We start from the raw sequence: 18,389 nt of genomic DNA on the forward strand, positions 1-18,389 counted from the left end.
ATGCGCCGCCTCGACCTGGAATTCCAGCCCCGGCGCAGCGGCGCCTTGGCCTGGTCGCTACTGGCCCTGGGTTGCGCCGTGGTGGCCGCCCTGGTGGTGCTGCAACAACGCTTGCAGGTCGAGCAGGTCGACCTGGAAAGCCGCCTGCACAGCCTGGAACTGCAACTGGGCCGGCGCCCGGCCACTGCGGCCCCGCAAAGCAGTGCTGCCAGCCGCGAACAGGCCGAGCGCCTGGCGCAGATGCGCAGTGTCTCGCAGCAGCTGCAACGGCCTTGGCAGCAGCTGTTCGCCATGCTCGAAGCGCAGCCGCAGGACGACGTCGCGCTGCTTGGCCTGACCCCGGATGCACGCAAGGGCCAGGTACGCATCGCCGCCGAGGCGCGCAACCTGGAGGCGATGCTGCAGTACCACCAGCGCCTGGAGGCCAGCGCCGAGCTCAGCGATGTTTCCTTGCTCAACCACGAGGTGATGGTGGGCCAGCCGGAGCACCCGGTGCGTTTCACCCTTACCGCTACCTGGGAGACCGGCCATGCGCGTCCCTGACCCGCTGAGCAGCCTGATCATGCAGGAACGCCTGCGCCGCATCGGCCCGGTGGGCCTTGCCGCTGTCGCCGTTGGCCTGCTGGCCGTCGGCGTGGCATTGGCCGCTGTGTTGCCGCACTGGCAAACCGTGCGCGAACTGCGCGCCAGCGAGGCGGACGCCAGCGTGCAAGTGGGGCGGGTGCAGCGGGGCGAGCTGAAGATCGCGGTCAAACCCGAGCAGCAGGCCCTCGACACGCTGCGCCAGCAACTGCCTGGGCAGCCGCAGGCCAGCGAGCTGATCGAGCGCCTGTATCACCTGGCCAGTGCCGAGCACATCAGCCTGGCACGCGGCGAATATGCCTTGGGCATCGACCCGAAAACCCAGTTGGCGCGCTACCAGATCGTGCTGCCGGTGCGCGGCAGCTATCCGCAGATCCGCGGCTTCCTCAAGGGCCTGCTGGGCCAGCTGCCAACCTTGGTGCTGGAAGACCTCGAGCTGCAACGCAAACGCATCGGCGACAGCGAGCTCAACGCCCGCCTGCGCATGACCCTCTACTTGTCGAGGTCGTGATGAAGACTCAACGTGCGGTGATCTGGGCCGGGTTTCTAGGGCTTTCTGCCGCGTTGGCGTGGGCGCCGGAGCATTGGTTCGGCCAAGAGGACAGTGTGGGGCTGTTCGCGGGCAAGCCCGCTGCTACAGGTTCTGTGAGTACCCCTGACCGTGTGGAAGCGGACACATCGGGGCGCGGAGCTGCCGCGAAGGGGCCGGAACGGGTTTCTACCGATCTGTTCCCGAGCCAGCGCTGGAGCAAACCGCAGACCCTGGCCACCGTCACCGAACAACCGGTCATTGCCACCCCTGTGGTGGTTGCCGCACCCACCGCCCCGGCGCTGCCTTTCCAGTTCGTCGGCCGCCTGGGCGATCGCGACGACCTGCAGGTGTTTCTGCAGAGCGGCGAAAAACTGTACGTCGTGCGCCAGGGCGACGTCATCGAAGACACCTACCGCCTCGATCGGGTCTCGGCCAACGAGCTGGACCTGGTCTACCTGCCTTTGCACCAGTCGCAGACCTTGTCTGTCGGGAGCGCACCATGAAGTCGTCAAAGCTGTGCAAGCCTGCTCCGTTCCTGCTTCTGGCGCTGTGCGTGGCCATCGCAGGCTGTGGCTCCAGTGCGGTACGTGAAGACAGCGCAGAACTGATGAAGGAGGGGCAGTACGAAGCCGGGATCGCGCGTCTGGAAGAGGCCCTGCGTGAAGACCCGCGCGACACCGAGCTGAACATCGCCCTGGCCCATGGCCGCCAGGCGGCGGTCGAGGCGCTGCTGAGCCAGGCCGACAGCGACCGCATCCGCCACGATTTCGCCGGTGCGCGCATGGGCTATGGCCGGGTGCTGAGCATCGAACCGAACAACCGCCGCGCCCAGGAAGGCATCCGCCAGCTGGAGCTGATCCGCACCCTCGACGAACGTGTCGCCCTTGGCCAGGCGGCCCTGCGCCAGGGCGACCTGTTCGGCGCCGAGCGCTACATGCGCGAAGTGCTGCGCCTGGACCCGCAGAACCAGAAGGGCATGACCCTGCGCAGTGACATCGAGAACGTCCAGGCGCGCACCGCGCAGCCGTTCCCGCAGCTGCGCAGCAAGCTGGAACGCCCGGTGACCCTGGAGTTTCGCGACGCCAACCTGAAGACCATCTTCGAAGTGCTGTCCCAGGTCGCCGGCATCAACTTCATCTTCGACAAGGACCTGCGCCCGGACATGAAGGCCACCATCTTCGTTCGCGACGTGCGCATCGAGGACGCCGTGGCTCTGCTGCTGGAGCAGAACCAGCTACGCCAGAAGATCGTCAACGACAACACCCTGATGATCTACCCCGACTCGCCGCAAAAGACCAAGGACTATCAGGAACTGGTCATGCGCACGTTCTACCTGACCAGCATCGACGCCAACACGGCGCTGAACATGGTCAAGACCATGCTCAAGACCCGTGACGTGTTCGTCGACGAGCGCCTCAACACCCTGACCATGCGCGACAGCCCCGATGCCGTGCGCATGGCCGAAAAGCTGCTGCAGTCCCAGGACCAGTCCAACCCCGAGGTGGTGCTGGAAGTGGAGGTGATGGAGGTGGCCACTTCGCGCATCCTCGACCTCGGCCTGCAATGGCCCAACACCTTCGGCGTGCTGACCTCCGACGGCAAGTCGGTCAGCGTGCTCGACCAACTGCGCGGCATCGACTCCAGCCGCATCAGCATCTCGCCGGCGCCGCAGGCCAAGATCAATGCCCAGGACAAAGACATCAACACCCTGGCAAGCCCGGTGATTCGCGTCAGCAACCGCGAGCAGGCGCGTATCCACATTGGCCAGCGGGTGCCGATCATCAGCGCCACCTCGGTGCCTTCGACCCAGGGCCCGGTGATTACCGAGAGTGTCACCTACCTGGATGTGGGCTTGAAGCTCGAAGTGCAGCCGACCGTGCACTTGAACAACGAAGTGGCGATCAAGATCGCACTCGAAGTGAGCAACGCCACCCCGCTGGAAGCCACGCGCCAGGGCACCATCCCGGTCCAGGTCGATACCCGCAACGCCCAGACCAGCCTGCGCCTGCACGACGGCGAAACCCAGGTGCTGGCCGGGCTGGTGCGCAACGACCACAACGCCAGCGGCAACAAGATCCCGGGCCTTGGCGACATTCCCGGCCTGGGCCGGTTGTTCGGCAGCAACAAGGACGACATGAGCAAGTCTGAACTGGTGCTGGCGATCACCCCGCGCATCGTCCGCAACCTGCCGTACCAGAGCCCGTCTGACATGGAGTTCGCCACCGGCACCGAGTCGAGCCTGCAAGTGCGGCAAATGGCGCCACTGCCACCGATGGAGGTGCCGGGCACTGCGCCGTCCAGTGACAAGCCGGTGGTCGAAAGCCAGATGGCCGTAGTGCCCGCCAACGGGAGCCCACGGCCATGAAACGCCGCGTGCAAGGCTTCAGCCTGATCGAGGTGGTGCTGACCCTGGCACTGCTCGGGCTGCTTGCCAGCATGGCCGCGCCGCTGACCGAAACCGTGGTGCGCCGTGGCAAGGAGCAACAGCTGCGCGAGGCGCTGTACCAGATCCGCGATGCCATCGACGCCTACAAGCGTGCCTTCGACGCCGGTTACATCGAAAAGCGCCTGGATGCCAGCGGTTACCCGCCAAACCTGCAGGTGCTGGTCGAAGGCGTGCGCGATGTGCGCAGTGCCAAAGGGGCCAAGTTCTACTTCCTGCGGCGCATCCCCCACGACCCGCTGCTGGCGGCCAAGGATGACGACGAGGGGGCCTGGGGCCTGCGTGCCTACGACAGCAGCCCCGACAGCCCGCGTGAAGGCGAAGACGTCTTCGACGTGTACTCCAAGGCCCGTGGCAAAGGCCTCAACAACATCCCCTACGGGCAATGGTGACGGCCATGAAACGCAGCCAAGGCTTCACCCTGATCGAACTGCTGGTGGTGATGGCGATCATCGCCACGCTGATGACCATCGCCATGCCGCGTTACTTCAACAGCCTGGAGAGCTCCCGCGAGGCCACGCTGCGCCAGAGCCTGGCGGTGCTGCGCGAGTCGCTGGACCACTTCTACGGCGACACCGGGCACTACCCCGATTCGCTGGAGCAACTGGTGGAGCTGCGCTACCTGCGCAACACCCCGGTCGACCCGATCACCGAACGCAGCGATGCCTGGCAACTGCTGCCGCCGCCAGAAGGCGTGGCCGGCGGTGTGGCCGATATCAAGAGCGGTGCTACAGGGAGGGCGCGTGATGGCAGCCTCTATGCCGAATGGTAAGGCCTGTGCCGGCTTCACCTACCTGGGTGTGCTGCTGTTGATTGCGGTCAGCAGCGTGGCCTTGGCCGCCACCGGGACAGTCTGGTCGAGCGTTGCCCGGCGCGATCACGAGCGCCAGTTGCTGTGGGTGGGCAGCCAGTATGCCCAGGCCCTGCGCAGCTACTACCGCGCCTCGCCGGGTTTGGCCCAGTACCCGCAGGAGCTGGCCGACCTGCTGCAGGACAACCGTTTTCCCGAGGCCAAGCGGCATATCCGCAGGCTCTACCCGGACCCGATCACCAACAGCGACGACTGGGGCCTGCTGCGCTCGATCGATGGCCGCATCACCGGCGTGCACAGCCGCTCGGATGCCACGCCGTTCAAGCACAGTGGTTTTGCCGCCGAGTGGTCGGGCTTCGAAGGGCTGGAACACTACAGCGACTGGCAGTTTGTCGCCGAGCAGGCGTTCGCCGACAGCCCCAACGGTGCCCAGCCCCAGGCCGGCGCGGGAGACACGCCATGAAACGCCTGGCTGCGCTGTGCCTGAGCCTGCTGCTGGCGGCATCGCCCTGCAGCCTGCTGAAGGCGGCGGAGGAGGACGAGATGATGGGCTTCATCGTCGACAACACCATCTCGCACATCGGCCACGACTTTTACTACTACTTCGCCGACCGCCTGCGTGCCACCAGCCGCCTGGATTTCAACCTGGTGGTGCGCGAACGCCCGGATGCCCGCTGGGGCAGCCTGGTTACCGTGGAGTTCGAGCGCGAAGTGCTGTACCGGCGCTTCCTGCCACCCAACACCACGGAACTCAAAGACGAGGCTGTCGCGGCCGCCGACCTGGTCAAGCAGCAGATCATTCAACGCAAGCTGCAACGCTTGCTGCAGGACACCACCGATCTGGAGAGGGACGAGCTATGAAAACCCGCATTCCCCATTGCATCGCCGCCTGCCTGTTGGCCAGCGCCTGTGCCGCCCAGGCCACGGAGCTGGTGTACACCCCGGTCAACCCGGCCTTCGGTGGCAACCCGCTCAACGGCACCTGGCTGCTGAACAACGCCCAGGCACAGAACGACTACGACGACCCCGACCTCAAGGACCGTGCTTCCGCCTTTTCGGGCACCACGGCCCTGGAGCGCTTCAGCAACCAGTTGGAGTCGCGAATGCTCTCGCAGTTGCTGGACAACATCAGTAATGGCAGCACGGGCAGCATGGCTACCGATGCCTTCCTGATCGATGTGATCGACGACTCGGGTGCCTTGAGCATCAAAGTCACCGACCGCGTCACCGGAGAAATCTCGATCATTGAGGTCAGCGGCCTGAACCCCTGAGAGGGAAGGGCTTTGAGTTGGGGAGAGAACACCATGAAACGTCTGTTGAGCACATTGCTGATCCTCGCCGCCCTGCACGGCCTGCAAGGCTGCAGCCTGCGCGACCCTATGTCGGCCGAACAGGACTCGGAAACCCCGACCCTGACCCCTCGGGCCTCGACCTACTACGACCTGATCAACATGCCACGCCCCAAAGGCCGGCTGATGGCGGTGGTGTATGGCTTCCGTGACCAGACTGGGCAGTACAAGCCGACCCCGGCCAGTTCGTTCTCGACCAGCGTCACCCAGGGCGCGGCCAGCATGTTGATGGATGCCCTGAGTGCCAGTGGCTGGTTCGTGGTGCTGGAGCGTGAAGGCCTGCAGAACCTGCTGACCGAGCGCAAGATCATCCGCGCCTCGCAGAAGAAGCCGGATGTGGCGGAGAACATCATGGGTGAGCTGCCACCGCTGCAGGCGGCCAACCTGATGCTTGAAGGCGGCATCATCGCCTACGACACCAACGTGCGCAGTGGCGGGGAAGGGGCGCGTTACCTGGGCATCGACATCTCCCGCGAATATCGGGTCGACCAGGTGACCGTGAACCTGCGCGCGGTGGACGTACGCACCGGGCAGGTGCTGGCCAACGTGATGACCAGCAAGACCATCTATTCGGTGGGGCGCAGTGCGGGGGTGTTCAAGTTCATCGAGTTCAAGAAGTTGCTGGAGGCGGAGGTGGGGTACACCACCAATGAACCTGCGCAGCTTTGTGTGTTGTCGGCGATCGAGGCGGCGGTGGGGCATTTGCTGGCGCAGGGGATCGAGCGGCGGTTGTGGCAGGTGCAGGGGGATGCCGACAAGGGGGCGGTGGAGAAGTACCTGAGTCAGTCTCAGTCTCAGTTGCAGTGATCGGGGCCGTGATTCTGATTTTTGCTTCGTCGGTGGATTTTCAGCGCTTTGGATATCGAACGCTGAAGCTCCCCTGCAATGCCCCTGAAGGCCCAAACGCAAGGCGGGCCTCATCAGGAAAAACAGCAAGCAGGTGCTCGCTCAGAAGGTGTATTCCAGCGAGCCAAGGATCGCACTCTGCAGGCGTCGCTCGACAATCGGGCTGTCAGCCGCCTCCTTGGACAAATACTGCACGTCCAGCAGCGTCGAGAATGTGGTGTGCTCGCTGATTGGCATGGTCCACGCCAGGTACAGCCCGGTACTGACCAATCCGCCCTTGGCGTCATAGGCCTGGAAGCGGCTCTGCAATGCTTGGCCGGCGGTGACGCCATACCAGATCTGCATATAGTTCTTGTCGCCAAACAGACTGGTCAGGCCAAGGTCGAGCGAACCATATGGGCCTTCATACACGTTGGTACCTACGCTCAGTTCCAGGGAGGTGAACGCCTTGCCAGCGTCGTTGTGATCGTCTTCCTCCAATGCGTGTTCCAGCGTCGCGCCGAGGACAACGGGGCCTACGTCATAGCTGCCGCTGATGCCGAACTGAGCCCGGGACTTGATATCGCCCATGCCTTTAAGCCTGTTCGAACCCGCATGACTGCTGCTTTTCTTGTCTTTTACAGGGATGTCCGTAGGGGTGACGTTAATGTCGTCGGGGCTGTGAAGTGCTCGAATAAAAGTTCGAGGCGCCATTTTTAATGCAGTTTTGCATTATTTTGATGGGCTATCTTGATAAGCATCATTCAATAATATTGGGTGTTCATGAGTGCTCTTGTTCGCCACGCGCGGTAGGGGCTGAAGCAGCGTCAGTTTCGGGCCAGTTATTCCTGAGGTATCGGCGCGCGCCCACCTGGCGCCCGCCTCAATATCGCGTCGTACAAACAAGGCAGTCGCGCGCAAATGCCACAGACCTCATTGGCCCGAAACAGATGTGGGAGCGGGCTTGCCCCGCGAAGCGCCGCGCGGGCGGCGCTCGATCTCGAGAGCGCTGAAGATCTCCCGCAATACCCCTGAAGGCCCCAACCCCAACCTCCCGACAGCAGCCTGATGACGCCAGCCCATTTCTCCCGCACACTGCGGAAAAATTCCCAAGCCCGTTCCCCTCTACCGTGCGGGGCGCAGCCGGAGTAGAAAATGGCGCGACAACAAATAACAAACGCCCAAGACCCACTACACGAATCCCGCCAGGCCCGGCTCAAGCTGGCCAGCGAAGGCGAGCTGCCGCTGGGCGTGCTGCGCGACGAAATCGACGCGTCCTGGCGCCGCAGCCTCGGCCATGGCCTGGACTGCCTGCAAGGCGAACAGGTTGGCCTGGGCCTTGAACAAGGCCACGACCTGCGCATGCTGCTGGAGCGCAACCGCCTGCTGGTCGATGCCGTCACCCCCGAACTGGACTACCTGGTCTCGCGCCAGGGCAAAGCGGGCATCATCATCCTCGGCGATGCCCAGGCCAATGTGCTGGCCATCGAAGGCCAGACCCACGTGCTCACCCGCGAAGGCCTGCGCGACCTGCACCCCGGCAGTTGCTGGAGCGAGTCCTTGCGCGGCACCAACGCCATCGGCACGGCCGTGGTGGAAGGGCGGCCGACCCTGATCAACTGTGGCGAACACTACCTCGATCGCCTCAGCCCGTTTTCCTGTACTTCGGTACCGCTGCGCGACCCGCGTGGCGAGGTGATCGGTGTGCTCGACATCACCCGCGAAGGGGTGATGGCGCAACCCCAGGACAGCCTGTCTACGCTGATGCTGGCTGCAGGCAATATCGAAAGCCGGCTGTTCGGCCTGTGCCACCCAGAGCAACTGGTACTGGCCTTCCACAGCCGTGCGCAGTACCTCAACAGTGCCTGGCACGGCCTCTTGGCGCTGAGCATGGACGGCGAAGTATTGGCAGCCAACGACAGTGCCTGCCAACTGCTGCAGGTGCCGCGCCAGCAACTGCTCGGCCGGCGTAGCAGCGAGCTGCTGGGTGAACGTTCACCCGCCTTCATCGCCCGGCTGTGGCAGGGCGCTGTAAGCAGTGTGCAGACGGCCAAGGGCGAATTCTTCTTCCGTGCTTTGCAACTGCCGCGCCATGGCCAACTGAGCGGCAGTGTGGCGGTGAGCAAACCGGTGCCGGCCACCCAGTCGCCTGCGCTGGAGGCTCTGGCCGGCGGCGACCCGCGTCTGGCGCGCAACCTGCGCATGGCCCGGCAAGGGCTGGGCAATGGCCTGCCGGTGCTGCTGCTGGGCGAGACCGGCACCGGCAAGGAAGTCGTCGCCCGCGCGCTGCATCAGGCCAGCCCACGGGCTGAAAAGCCATTTGTAGCGGTCAACTGCGCGGCCATTCCCGAAGGGCTGATCGAGTCTGAACTGTTCGGTTACCGCGAAGGGGCATTCACAGGTTCGCGCCGTGGCGGGATGGTCGGACGGCTGATGCAAGCCCATGGCGGCACGCTGTTCCTCGACGAGATCGGCGACATGCCGCTGGCCCTGCAGGCCAGGTTGTTGCGGGTCTTGCAGGAGCGCCGGGTGGCGCCGCTGGGCGCAGGCGACGAGCAGGACATCGATGTGGCACTGATCTGCGCCACCCACCGCGACCTCAAGCGTCTGGTGCTCGAACAGCATTTTCGCGAAGACCTCTACTACCGGGTCAACGGCGTATCGATGCGCTTGCCGGCCCTGCGCGAGCGTGATGACCTAGGCGGGATCATCCAGGGCCTGCTGGACAAGTTCGGCGCCAAAGGGGTGACCCTCGACCCGGCACTTGCCGCCTTGCTCGAAGGTTTCGACTGGCCGGGCAACATCCGCCAATTGGAGATGGTCTTGCGCACCGCGCTGGCCATGCGAGAGGACGGCGAGCAGGTGCTGACCCTCGATCACCTCACCGATTGCCTGCTGGATGAACTGGCCACGGGCACAACGCCGTCCGGCAGCCTCAAGGACAACGAACTGGACCTGATCCGCACTGCCCTGGGCCGCCACCAGGGCAATGTCTCGGCCGCCGCCGAGGCCCTGGGTATCAGCCGCGCGACGCTGTACCGCAAGCTCAAGCAGCTGCGTAGCTGACATGGGCGGCCTGTTCGCAAGGCTGGTAGAGACCAGCGACCCTGTACTCATGCGCCAGGCTCTGGCCTGGCTGTATGGTTTCGTGCGCCCCCATCGGCGCGCCATCGGCGTGTTGTTGGGCCTGTCCCTGGGCGCCTCGCTGCTGGCCCTGGCGCAACCCTGGCTGGTCAAGACCCTGATCGACGAAGGCCTGCTGGCCAAGGACTACCAGACGCTCTGGCACATGGCGGCGATCATGATCGGGGCGGGCCTGCTCGGCACCGTGCTGGCCGGGGTCAACCGCTACCTGCATACACGCTTGTCCGGGCGCATTCTGTTTGCCCTGCGCGACGACCTGTACCGCCACCTGCAGCAGTTGTCGCCGACCTTCTATGGGCGGCGGCGCCTCGGCGACATCCTCTCGCGGCTGGACGGCGACGTTGCCGAAATCCAGCGCTTTGCCGTCGACTCGCTGTTTTCGGCGGTGTCGGCCGTGATCGGCCTGGTCGGCGCAGTGGCCCTGATGCTGATGCTGTCCTGGCAGTTGTCGCTGCTGCTGGCACTGCTGATCCCGATCGAAGTGCTGTGGCTGCGCTGGATGCGGCGCAAGGTCGAGCGCGAGGTACGCAGCCTGCGCGAGCGCTCGGCGGACGTGTCGTCGTTCCTGGTCGAGACGCTGCCCGCCATGAAGTTCATCCAGGCGGCCGGCCAGCAGGGGCGGGAAGCCGGGCGCCTCGACCAGTTGGGCCAGGGCTACATGAGCCAGTTGCTCAAGGTCCAGGTGACCGAGTTCTTTACCCAGGCGATACCCGGCACGCTGACCTCGTGGTGCCGCGCCTGCGCCTTTCTGGTGGGCGGCTGGTGGGTGATCCAGGGCACCTGGCAGCTGGGCGCGCTGATCGCGTTTTCCACCTACATGGGCATGGCGGTGGGGCCGGTGCAAAGCCTGTTGGGCTTGTATGTGGCGGTGCAGCGCATGGCCGTTAGTCTGGGGCGGGTGATGGAACTCAAGCAGGAAGCCTTGGCCGTGCGCCAGGCGGATACGCCACGGCCGATACCCGACGGGCCAGGCGAGTTGCGCCTGGAAGCCTTGCACTTTGCCCATGACGGGCGCCAGGGCGCGGTGCTGAACAACCTGAATGTGTGCGTGCCGGGTGGCCTGAAGGTTGCCATCAGCGGCGCTTCGGGGGTTGGCAAGTCGACCCTGATCGACCTGCTGCAACGCTTCTACGACCCCGATGCCGGGCGCATCCTGCTGGACGGTACCGACCTGCGCGAGCTGGACTTGGCGGCGCTGCGTCGGCGCATCGCCGTGGTCAGCCAGGACATCGTGCTGTTCCGTGGCACCTTGGCGCAGAACCTCGCCTACGGGGTGCCCCAGGCCAGCCGCGCGGAGCTTGAACGGGTAGTGCGCCTGGCACGCCTGGACAGCCTTGTCGAAAGCCTGCCGTTGGGGCTGGACGGCTTGCTGGGCGAGCGCGGCCAGCAGTTGTCCGGCGGCCAGAAACAACGTATCGCCATTGCCCGCGCGGTGTTGCAGGCCCCGGCGATACTGGTGCTGGACGAGGCCACCTCGGCGGTGGACGAAGCGACTGAGCGGGAAGTGATCGCGGCCATCGACCAGTTGTTCGCTGGGAGCACCCGCATCCTGATCAGCCACCGTGCCTCGACCCTGGCCGATGCCGACCTGCACTTGCAGTTGCGTGACGGGCAGTTGCAGGTCTTGCCCCAGGAGGCCATCAGGCATGGGCACTGAGCTGCGGGTCGGGGTTATCGACAGTGGCTGCTCGTCGGCCCAGGCCGTGCAAGTGGTGGGCGCGCGGCGGTTCTGGCTGGAGCAAGGCCAACTGCGCGAAGGTGAAACGCTGCCTGACCAGCTGGGGCACGGCAGCGCTGTCGTCGCGGGCTTGCTGCGTGAATCAGGCCCCGTTCCGCTGCTGGTGGCTCAGGTGTTCAACGCGCAGGCGAGCACCAGTGCGTTGCAGGTGGCGGCTGCGGTGTTATGGCTGGTGGAAGAGGGCGCGACACTGATCAACCTCAGCCTTGGCCTGCATCAGGACCGGCCGGTGCTGCATCAGGCCTGTGCCGAGGCCCAGGCCGCCGGCGTGCTGCTGTGCGCCTCCAGCCCGGCACAGGGCGGCGCGGTCTACCCGGCGAGCTACCCAGGCGTGATCCGCATGACCGGCGATGCCCGCTGTGCAGCGGGGCAGTGGTCGTGGCTCGGCAGCACCCAGGCCGACTTCGGTGGCGCTGTGGGCGCAGGCGGCCTGGCCGGTGCAAGCCTGGGCTGTGCGGCCTTGACCGGTCGGGTGGCGGCGTTGCTGCGGGAACGGCCGGGCCTGCAACGCCAGCAGGTGTTCGACTGGTTGCGCGCCCATGCCGCGTTCAATGGCCCTGAGCGGCGAGTTGCCGAAGATGTCTGAGCCACGCATCCTGGTGCTGGGCGCCGGCCCTGCAGGGGCGGCCACGGCCATCGGTTTGCGGCGCCTGGGCTACCCGGTCACGGTGGTCTCTGAATGGCGCCGCTTTGCTGCGGTCGAAGGCGTTTCACAACGGGTACTGGAAGGTTTGCGCCACGCAGGCCTTGGCGGCGCGCTGAGGCAGGCAGCGATGCCGGCAAGCCGGCAGGTGCGCTGGAACGGCCAGCACCTGCAGATGAACCAGGAGTTTCTGCTCGACAGGCAACGCTTTGACCGGGCACTGCGTGACGATTTGCTCAGTGCCGGCGTGACCGTGGTCGAGGGCCGGGTGCGTGAGGTGTCGCAACAAGACGGGCACCGTGTGCGCCTTGACGATGGCCAGGTACTGGCGGCGCAGTTTCTGGTCGAAGCCCGCGGCCGCCAGGCACCGCTAGCCGCCGACCGCCTGCGAGGGCCGGAGACGGTCAGCCTCCTCAACACCTGGCAAGGTCGCCCAGGCGTGCCGGCATCGGCGGTGGAAAGCCTGGAGGACGGCTGGGCGTGGATGGCCCGCCTGGAAGATGGCCGCTGCTACTGGCAGGTCACCCTGGACGCCGCAGGGCTGCCGGGCAAGGCGGCTTTGGCTGACTCTTGCGCCAACCGCCGACGGCACAGCGCGCTGGTGGCCGAGCTGTTCGATGAGCAGGCGCTGGCACCGGCGCAGGTACATGCGCGCAGCAGCACGGCGATCCTGGCGGGCGACTGTGCCGCAGAGAGCTGGCTGCGGGTGGGTGATGCGGCGATGGCGGTAGACCCCTTGTCGGGCAACGGCATTTTCCAGTCGCTGTCCTCGGCGCTGCAGGCGCCTGTGGTCATCAACACCCTGTTGCGCCGGCCCGAGCGGGCGGCGTTGGCGCTGCAGTTTCATCGGCAGCGGGTCGAGCAACTGTTCCTGCGCTTTGCCCGCATCGGTCGGGATTTCTATGCCCAGGAGCAAGGCCGGGCCGGGCAACCGTTCTGGGACGGTCGCCAGGGGTGGCCGGATGCACAACCGCTGCACACGGCCGCGGACTGGCAGGCGGTACGGGTGGCGCGGCGACCGGTACTGCGTGACGGGCTGGTGGACGAAGCCGAGGTGGTGGTGACGGCGGACCAGCCGCTTGGGGTCTGGCATTTGCAGGGCGTGGAACTGGCGCCGCTGGTACGCAGGTTGCAGGCTGGCCAGGCGCTAAATGCTGTGCTTGCGGGGCAGCCGCAGGAGCAGCAGATGTGGGTGCGGCGTTGGCTCGTTGAACAGGGCTATGGTTGAGAACCCGGGGGCGTTTCACGCCCCCACAATTGTTGTTTTTGCGCGGCCTGTGCCGGCCGCTTCGCGGGTGAACCCGCTGCCACAGGTACCCCACAGCTTTCGCGTTCAGTGGTGTACCTGTGCAAGGGCCGGTAGCGGCTGAAGGTCAGAGCTTGATCAACACCGACTTGAGTTCGGTGTAGTGCTCGATGGCCGCCGCACCCATTTCGCGGCCGACGCCGGACATCTTGTAGCCACCGAACGGCAGGGCAGGGTCGAGCGCGCTGTGGCAGTTGACCCACACCGACCCGGACTTGATCCGCGGAATCATCCGATGCACCGCCCCCAGGTCGTTCGACCAGATGCTCGCCCCCAGCCCATAGGGGTTGTCGTTGGCCATGCCGATCACCTCGTCGATGTCATCGAACGGCATCGCCACCAGCACCGGCCCGAAGATTTCTTCCTGCACCAGGCGGTGGCGCTGATCGACATCGACGATGACGGTCGGCTTGACGAAGTACCCCGGCCCGAAGCTTTCGCCACCGCAGGCAATGGTTGCGCCCAGCTCGCGGCCGAGCTCGATGTAGCCGGTGACGCGGTCCTGCTGCTTGGCCGAGATCAGCGGGCCCATTTGCACCGCTGGGTCCAACCCGCTGCCGAGCTTCATGCCGTTGGCAATGCCGGCGATGTCGGCCACCACGTTGTCGAAGTGCTTGCGGTGCACGTACAGCCGCGAGCCTGCGCAGCACACCTGGCCCTGGTTGAAGAAGATTGCCGTGGCGGCGCCGGCGGCGGCTTCTTGCAGGTTGGCGTCGGGCATGACGATGGTCGGCGACTTGCCGCCGAGTTCCAGGGTGACGCGGGTCATGTTGTCCATGGCCGCCTTGCCGATCAGCTTGCCGACTTCGGTCGAGCCGGTGAAGGTCAGCTTGTCGACGCCCGGGTGACGGCTGAGCGCCGCACCGGCATTCAGGCCGGTGCCGGTAATCACGTTGAGCACGCCGGCCGGGTAGCCGGCTTCGTCCACCAGTTCGGCCAGTTTGAGCGCGGTCAGTGGGGTTTCGTCGGCGGGCTTGAGCACCACCGTGCAGCCGGTGGCCAAGGCCGGGCCCAGCTTCCAGCAGGCCAGCAGCAGCGGGAAGTTCCAGGCGACGATGGCGCCCACCACGCCAACCGCCTCGCGGCGGACAAAGCCGTGGAACTGGTCGTTGGGCATCAACGGCATCGAAGCTTCGACGGTGCTACCCTCGATCTTGGTGGCCCAGCCGGCCATGTAGCGCAAGAAATCGATGGCCAACTGCACGTCCATGACCTTGGCCACGGCGGCGCTCTTACCGTTGTTCAGGCACTCAAGCTCAGCCAGTTGTTGCGCATCGCGCTCCATGAGGTCGGCCAGACGCCACAGCATGTTCTGGCGCTCTCGCGGGCGCAGGCGGCTCCACGGCGAATCGTCGAAGGCCTGGCGCGCGGCACGTACGGCGCGGTCGACATCTTCGGCGTCGGCGGCGGGCACTTCACCGAGCACCTCGCCAGTGGCCGGGTTGCGAAACGACAGGGTGCGCCCGCTGGCGGCGTCCTGCCAGTCGGCGCCGATGCGCATCTTCAGCTTGCGTTCGAGGAAGGCGCGGGTGGCGGGCAGGATGGGCAGTTCGGAAAGCATGGGGCAGTGCCTCTTGTCATTGGAATGTGAGAGGCGGTTGCGCAATGGCCGTGCCAAGGTCGCCGATCGGGTCCAAGGGCTTGAGGCGCTTGGGGTTTGCCGCCGTGCAAGGTTGCGATTGCAGGGTTGCGCTGTTGCACATTGAGACGCTGTGAGACGGTGGTGAAACACTGCCTGCACTGGCCTCTTCGCGGGGCAGGGCCCTGTCTCAACATGAAACACACTGTCGCGAAATGGCACGCTCCGACAAGGCTCAGGTTCGCCTTCACGACCGTTGTAAACCTACTAAGAGGCTGAAATTCAACACATTTGAAGCAGGTGGCACAGTTCCTGTATCGCCATAGTCACATGCACATCTGCTGTACCAAAGCGTGCAAAAACGATAAGAACAACAACCGTGGAGGTCTGACCTTGAAGACGACTCGACTCCGGCGGCATGCGGGCAAACTGGCGCTGGTCGCCGCCGCGCTGCTGAGCACCCAGGCCATGGCGGCCGAGCAGGGCCCGAGCCTGTTGCAAACCAAGTGCATGGGTTGCCATATCCCCGAGGGCAACGACAACTACAGCCGCATCAGCCATCAGCGCAAGACGCCCGAAGGCTGGCTGATGAGCATCGCCCGCATGCAGGTCATGCACGGCCTGCAGATCAGCGACGATGATCGGCGCACCCTGGTCAAGTACCTGGCCGACAAGCAGGGCCTGGCGCCCAGTGAAACCGACGGCGTGCGTTACGCCATGGAGCGCCGGCTGAACACGGTCGAGCACTTCGACCAACAGCTCAGTGAAACCTGTGGCCGTTGCCACTCCGGTGCCCGGGTCGCCTTGCAACGCCGCCCGGCCCAGGAATGGGAACACCTGGTCAACTTCCACCTCGGCCAATGGCCGTCCCTCGAATACCAGGCCCAGGCCCGCGATCGCGACTGGCTGGAAATCGCCCTCAAGCAAGTGGTGCCGGACCTGGCCAAGCGCTTCCCGCTCGACAGCCCGGCCTGGGCCCAATGGCAGCAGGCCCGGCCCAAGGCCGATGCGTTGCCAGGGCAGTGGGCGTTCAGCGGCCACATGTTGGCCAAAGGCGATGTACGCGGGGTGATGACTGTCAGCGCGGGGGAGGGCGACACCTTCAAGGTCGAGGTCAACGGCAGCTACGCCGACGGTACGCCGTTCACGGGCAGCGGCTCGGCGATTCTCTACAACGGCTATGAATGGCGCGGCAACGTGAAAGTCGGCGACAGCAACCTGCGCCAGGTATTCGCGGCGCTGGATGGCGAGATGAAAGGCCGCATGTTCGAGGCCGATCACGATGAGCGCGGCCTGGATTTCAGCGCCGTGAAAGCGGGCAAGGCACGCCTGCTGGCAGTGCAGCCGGCGTACATCAAGGTGGGTGCCGAGAGCGAGATCACCCTGGTCGGCAGCGGCCTGTCGGGCAAGCCGGAACTGGGCGCAGGTGTTGAAGTGACCGAAGTACTTGAGGCCACGCCGACCCTGATGCGGGTCAAGGCGCGCGCGGCGGCAGACGCCAAGCCAGGCCAGCGAGAAGTGGTGGTGGGCGCGCTCAAGGGCGTCAACCTGGCGGTGTACGACAAGGTCGACGAGGTCAAGGTGGTGCCGGCGTTCTCCATCGCCCGCATCGGCGAGAACGGCGCTTCGGTACCGAAGGTGCAAGGGCGTTTCGAAGCCGAAGCCTGGGGCAAGGACGCCAGCGGCCAGCCGCTGCGCATCGGTTACCTGCCGGCCAAGTGGAACGTCGAGCCGTTCAACGAGCGTGCAGTCGAGGACGAGGACGTCAAGTTCGCCGGCCAGATGCAGGCCGACGGGGTCTTCGTGCCCGGCGGCGCAGGGCCTAACCCGGCACGCAAGATGATGACCAACAACGCGGGCAACCTGAAGGTCATTGCCACCCTGGCTGACGGCGGCCAGACCGGCGAGGGCCACATGATCGTCACCGTCCAACGCTGGAACAACCCGCCCTTGCCATAAGGCAGGTGTGAACGCGTTTTCCAACGGATCGATTATCGGAGGTCGCCATGGGCGCACAATTGAACCTGGTCGAACGCAACCTGCACGAAGTGCAGGTCGATGCCGACCGCATGCTGTTTCATATCCCAAGCAGCTCGCTGTTTGCCACTGACGCGGTAACCGGCGGCATCATCGACACCCTGCGCCAGCAAGGCTGCTCTGCCGAAGAGCTGATGCAGCGCCTCGGCCAGCAGTTTGCCGGCGTCGATATCGAAGAGACCCTGCGCGAGCTGATCGCCCTGGAAGTGGTCAGCGACGGCTCGCCACTGACGCCGGAAATCGCCCTCAAGCAGGTCGAGCGTACGGCGTTGAACACGGTGGTGCTCAACGTCAACACCGGCTGCAACCTCAGTTGCACCTACTGCTACAAGGAGGACCTGGACAAACCTTCGGCCGGCAAGAAGATGAGTACCGCCACCGCCGAGGCATCGGTGGAGATGCTGCTCAAGGAATCGCCCGACGAGCAACGCTACAGCGTGGTGTTCTTCGGCGGGGAGCCGTTGTCCAACCGGCCTTTGATCGAGCACATGGTGGCCTACTGCGAGCGGCGTTTTGCCGAGGCTGGCAAGCAGGTGGAGTTCATCATGACCACCAACGCCACCTTGCTGACCGAAGAGATCATCGACTGGCTCAACGCCCATCGCTTCGGCTTGTCGATCAGTATCGACGGGCCCAAGACCGTGCATGACCGCAACCGCATCACCGTGGGCGGGCAGGGCACCTACGACGTGGTGCGGCGCAAGGCCGAGATGCTGCTGTCGCGCTACAACAGCCGCCCGGTGGGGGCGCGGGTGACCCTGACCCGCGGCATCACCGATGTCGAGACCATCTGGCATCACCTGTTCAACGAGTTGGGCTTTGCAGAGGTCGGTTTCGCTCCGGTGACCTCCGGCGACCTGTCGGCGTTCAACCTCACCGGCGACGAGCTGGTGCAGGTGTTCGCCAATATGAAAACCCTGGGCCGACGCTACCTGGAAGCAGCGCTGGAGCACCGCAACATCGGCTTCTCCAACTTGCACCAGCTGATCACCGACATCCACGAAGGCCACAAGAAAGCCCTGCCATGCGGCGCCGGGTTGAAGATGCTGGCGGTAGACCACGAAGGCGAGCTGAACCTGTGCCACCGCTTCACCGGCTCCAGCCTGCCGACCTTTGGCAATGTGCACCAAGGCGTCAAACAAGCGCAGCTCAATGACTTCCTGTCGCAACGCCTGGACCGCAGCAACACGGGGTGCGAAAGCTGCCGTATCCGCAACCTGTGCTCCGGCGGCTGCTACCACGAAAGCTACGCACGCTACGGCGACCCGCAGCACCCCACCTACCACTACTGCGAACTGATGCGCGACTGGGTCGACTTCGGCATCGAAGTCTACAGCCGCATCATGGCCGCCAACCCGGCCTTCATCGACCGCTATATCACCCCGCGGAAGGCGCATTGA

At 65.2% G+C, this 18,389-nt stretch carries 17 protein-coding genes and 1 pseudogene; 16 read left to right on the plus strand and 2 right to left on the minus strand.

Annotated elements, in window-relative coordinates; translation table 11 throughout:
- From PC358_RS03635 to PC358_RS03680, 10 genes are read left to right on the plus strand one after another with little or no spacing between them, the layout of a single operon-like run.
- Entirely contained in the window at positions 1 to 543 is a 543-nt protein-coding gene (locus tag PC358_RS03635; RefSeq protein ID WP_033697592.1) for a pilus assembly protein, read from the plus strand.
- Positions 530 to 1,093 carry a type 4a pilus biogenesis protein PilO gene (gene pilO / locus PC358_RS03640; RefSeq protein WP_033697594.1) on the plus strand — a complete coding sequence of 188 codons (564 nt, stop codon included), beginning with the start codon at positions 530 to 532 and terminating at the stop codon, positions 1,091 to 1,093. The genes PC358_RS03635 and pilO overlap by 14 nt, the downstream gene beginning before the upstream one ends.
- Positions 1,093 to 1,617, plus strand: coding sequence for a hypothetical protein (locus PC358_RS03645; protein ID WP_033697596.1), 525 nt, complete (start codon positions 1,093 to 1,095; stop codon positions 1,615 to 1,617). The genes pilO and PC358_RS03645 overlap by 1 nt, the downstream gene beginning before the upstream one ends.
- A complete protein-coding gene (locus PC358_RS03650; RefSeq protein WP_033697598.1) occupies positions 1,614 to 3,479 on the plus strand; it encodes a secretin N-terminal domain-containing protein in 1,866 nt (621 codons plus the stop codon). The genes PC358_RS03645 and PC358_RS03650 overlap by 4 nt, the downstream gene beginning before the upstream one ends.
- On the plus strand, positions 3,476 to 3,949 hold the full coding sequence (locus PC358_RS03655; protein ID WP_033697600.1) for a type II secretion system protein: 474 nt from the start codon (positions 3,476 to 3,478) through the stop codon (positions 3,947 to 3,949). Before PC358_RS03650 ends, PC358_RS03655 begins: the two co-directional genes overlap by 4 nt.
- Positions 3,950 to 3,954: 5 nt before the next feature.
- Positions 3,955 to 4,329, plus strand: a complete 375-nt coding sequence (locus PC358_RS03660; protein WP_033697602.1) for a type II secretion system protein — start codon at positions 3,955 to 3,957, stop codon at positions 4,327 to 4,329.
- The gene (locus PC358_RS03665) at positions 4,304 to 4,831 is read left to right on the plus strand and encodes a type II secretion system protein (protein WP_033697603.1); all 528 of its coding nucleotides are present in this window, start codon (positions 4,304 to 4,306) and stop codon (positions 4,829 to 4,831) included. The genes PC358_RS03660 and PC358_RS03665 overlap by 26 nt, the downstream gene beginning before the upstream one ends.
- Positions 4,828 to 5,229: a curli production assembly/transport protein CsgE gene (csgE, locus tag PC358_RS03670; protein ID WP_033697604.1), complete on the plus strand. Its 402-nt coding sequence runs from the start codon at positions 4,828 to 4,830 to the stop codon at positions 5,227 to 5,229. Before PC358_RS03665 ends, csgE begins: the two co-directional genes overlap by 4 nt.
- Positions 5,226 to 5,639: a curli assembly protein CsgF gene (locus PC358_RS03675; protein WP_033697605.1), complete on the plus strand. Its 414-nt coding sequence runs from the start codon at positions 5,226 to 5,228 to the stop codon at positions 5,637 to 5,639. The genes csgE and PC358_RS03675 overlap by 4 nt, the downstream gene beginning before the upstream one ends.
- A gap of 33 nt (positions 5,640 to 5,672) precedes the next feature.
- Positions 5,673 to 6,524 (plus strand): CsgG/HfaB family protein, encoded by an 852-nt coding sequence (locus PC358_RS03680; RefSeq protein ID WP_033697606.1) that lies wholly within the window; start codon positions 5,673 to 5,675, stop codon positions 6,522 to 6,524.
- A 141-nt stretch (positions 6,525 to 6,665) separates the two neighbouring features.
- Here the strand turns inward: PC358_RS03680 and PC358_RS03685 are convergent.
- Positions 6,666 to 7,181: pseudogene (locus tag PC358_RS03685) on the minus strand (MipA/OmpV family protein); the annotation flags it as partial.
- A 516-nt stretch (positions 7,182 to 7,697) separates the two neighbouring features.
- On the opposite strand from PC358_RS03685, the gene PC358_RS03690 reads away from it, so the two are divergent.
- The 4 genes from PC358_RS03690 to qhpG are packed head-to-tail and all read left to right on the plus strand — an operon-like array spanning position 7,698 to position 13,295.
- Positions 7,698 to 9,608: a sigma-54-dependent Fis family transcriptional regulator gene (locus tag PC358_RS03690; protein WP_033697607.1), complete on the plus strand. Its 1,911-nt coding sequence runs from the start codon at positions 7,698 to 7,700 to the stop codon at positions 9,606 to 9,608.
- 1 nt (position 9,609) lies between these two features.
- The gene (locus PC358_RS03695) at positions 9,610 to 11,343 is read left to right on the plus strand and encodes an ABC transporter ATP-binding protein (RefSeq protein WP_033697608.1); all 1,734 of its coding nucleotides are present in this window, start codon (positions 9,610 to 9,612) and stop codon (positions 11,341 to 11,343) included.
- Complete coding sequence (gene qhpE / locus PC358_RS03700; protein ID WP_033697609.1) at positions 11,333 to 12,010, plus strand: subtilisin-like serine protease QhpE; 678 nt, start codon at positions 11,333 to 11,335, stop codon at positions 12,008 to 12,010. The genes PC358_RS03695 and qhpE overlap by 11 nt, the downstream gene beginning before the upstream one ends.
- On the plus strand, positions 12,003 to 13,295 hold the full coding sequence (gene qhpG, locus PC358_RS03705) for a flavin-dependent monooxygenase QhpG (RefSeq protein WP_033697610.1): 1,293 nt from the start codon (positions 12,003 to 12,005) through the stop codon (positions 13,293 to 13,295). Before qhpE ends, qhpG begins: the two co-directional genes overlap by 8 nt.
- Positions 13,296 to 13,440: 145 nt before the next feature.
- Here the strand turns inward: qhpG and PC358_RS03710 are convergent, their stop codons facing one another.
- Complete coding sequence (locus tag PC358_RS03710) at positions 13,441 to 14,934, minus strand: aldehyde dehydrogenase family protein (RefSeq protein WP_033697611.1); 1,494 nt, start codon at positions 14,932 to 14,934, stop codon at positions 13,441 to 13,443.
- Positions 14,935 to 15,345: 411 nt separating this feature from the next.
- Here PC358_RS03710 and peaA point away from each other — a divergent pair, with 411 nt between their 5' ends.
- Complete coding sequence (gene peaA, locus PC358_RS03715) at positions 15,346 to 16,911, plus strand: quinohemoprotein amine dehydrogenase subunit alpha (RefSeq protein ID WP_033700020.1); 1,566 nt, start codon at positions 15,346 to 15,348, stop codon at positions 16,909 to 16,911.
- A gap of 47 nt (positions 16,912 to 16,958) precedes the next feature.
- Complete coding sequence (peaB, locus tag PC358_RS03720; RefSeq protein ID WP_033697612.1) at positions 16,959 to 18,389, plus strand: quinohemoprotein amine dehydrogenase maturation protein; 1,431 nt, start codon at positions 16,959 to 16,961, stop codon at positions 18,387 to 18,389.

This window comes from Pseudomonas capeferrum, from assembly GCF_000731675.1.
Classification (GTDB): domain Bacteria; phylum Pseudomonadota; class Gammaproteobacteria; order Pseudomonadales; family Pseudomonadaceae; genus Aquipseudomonas; species Aquipseudomonas capeferrum.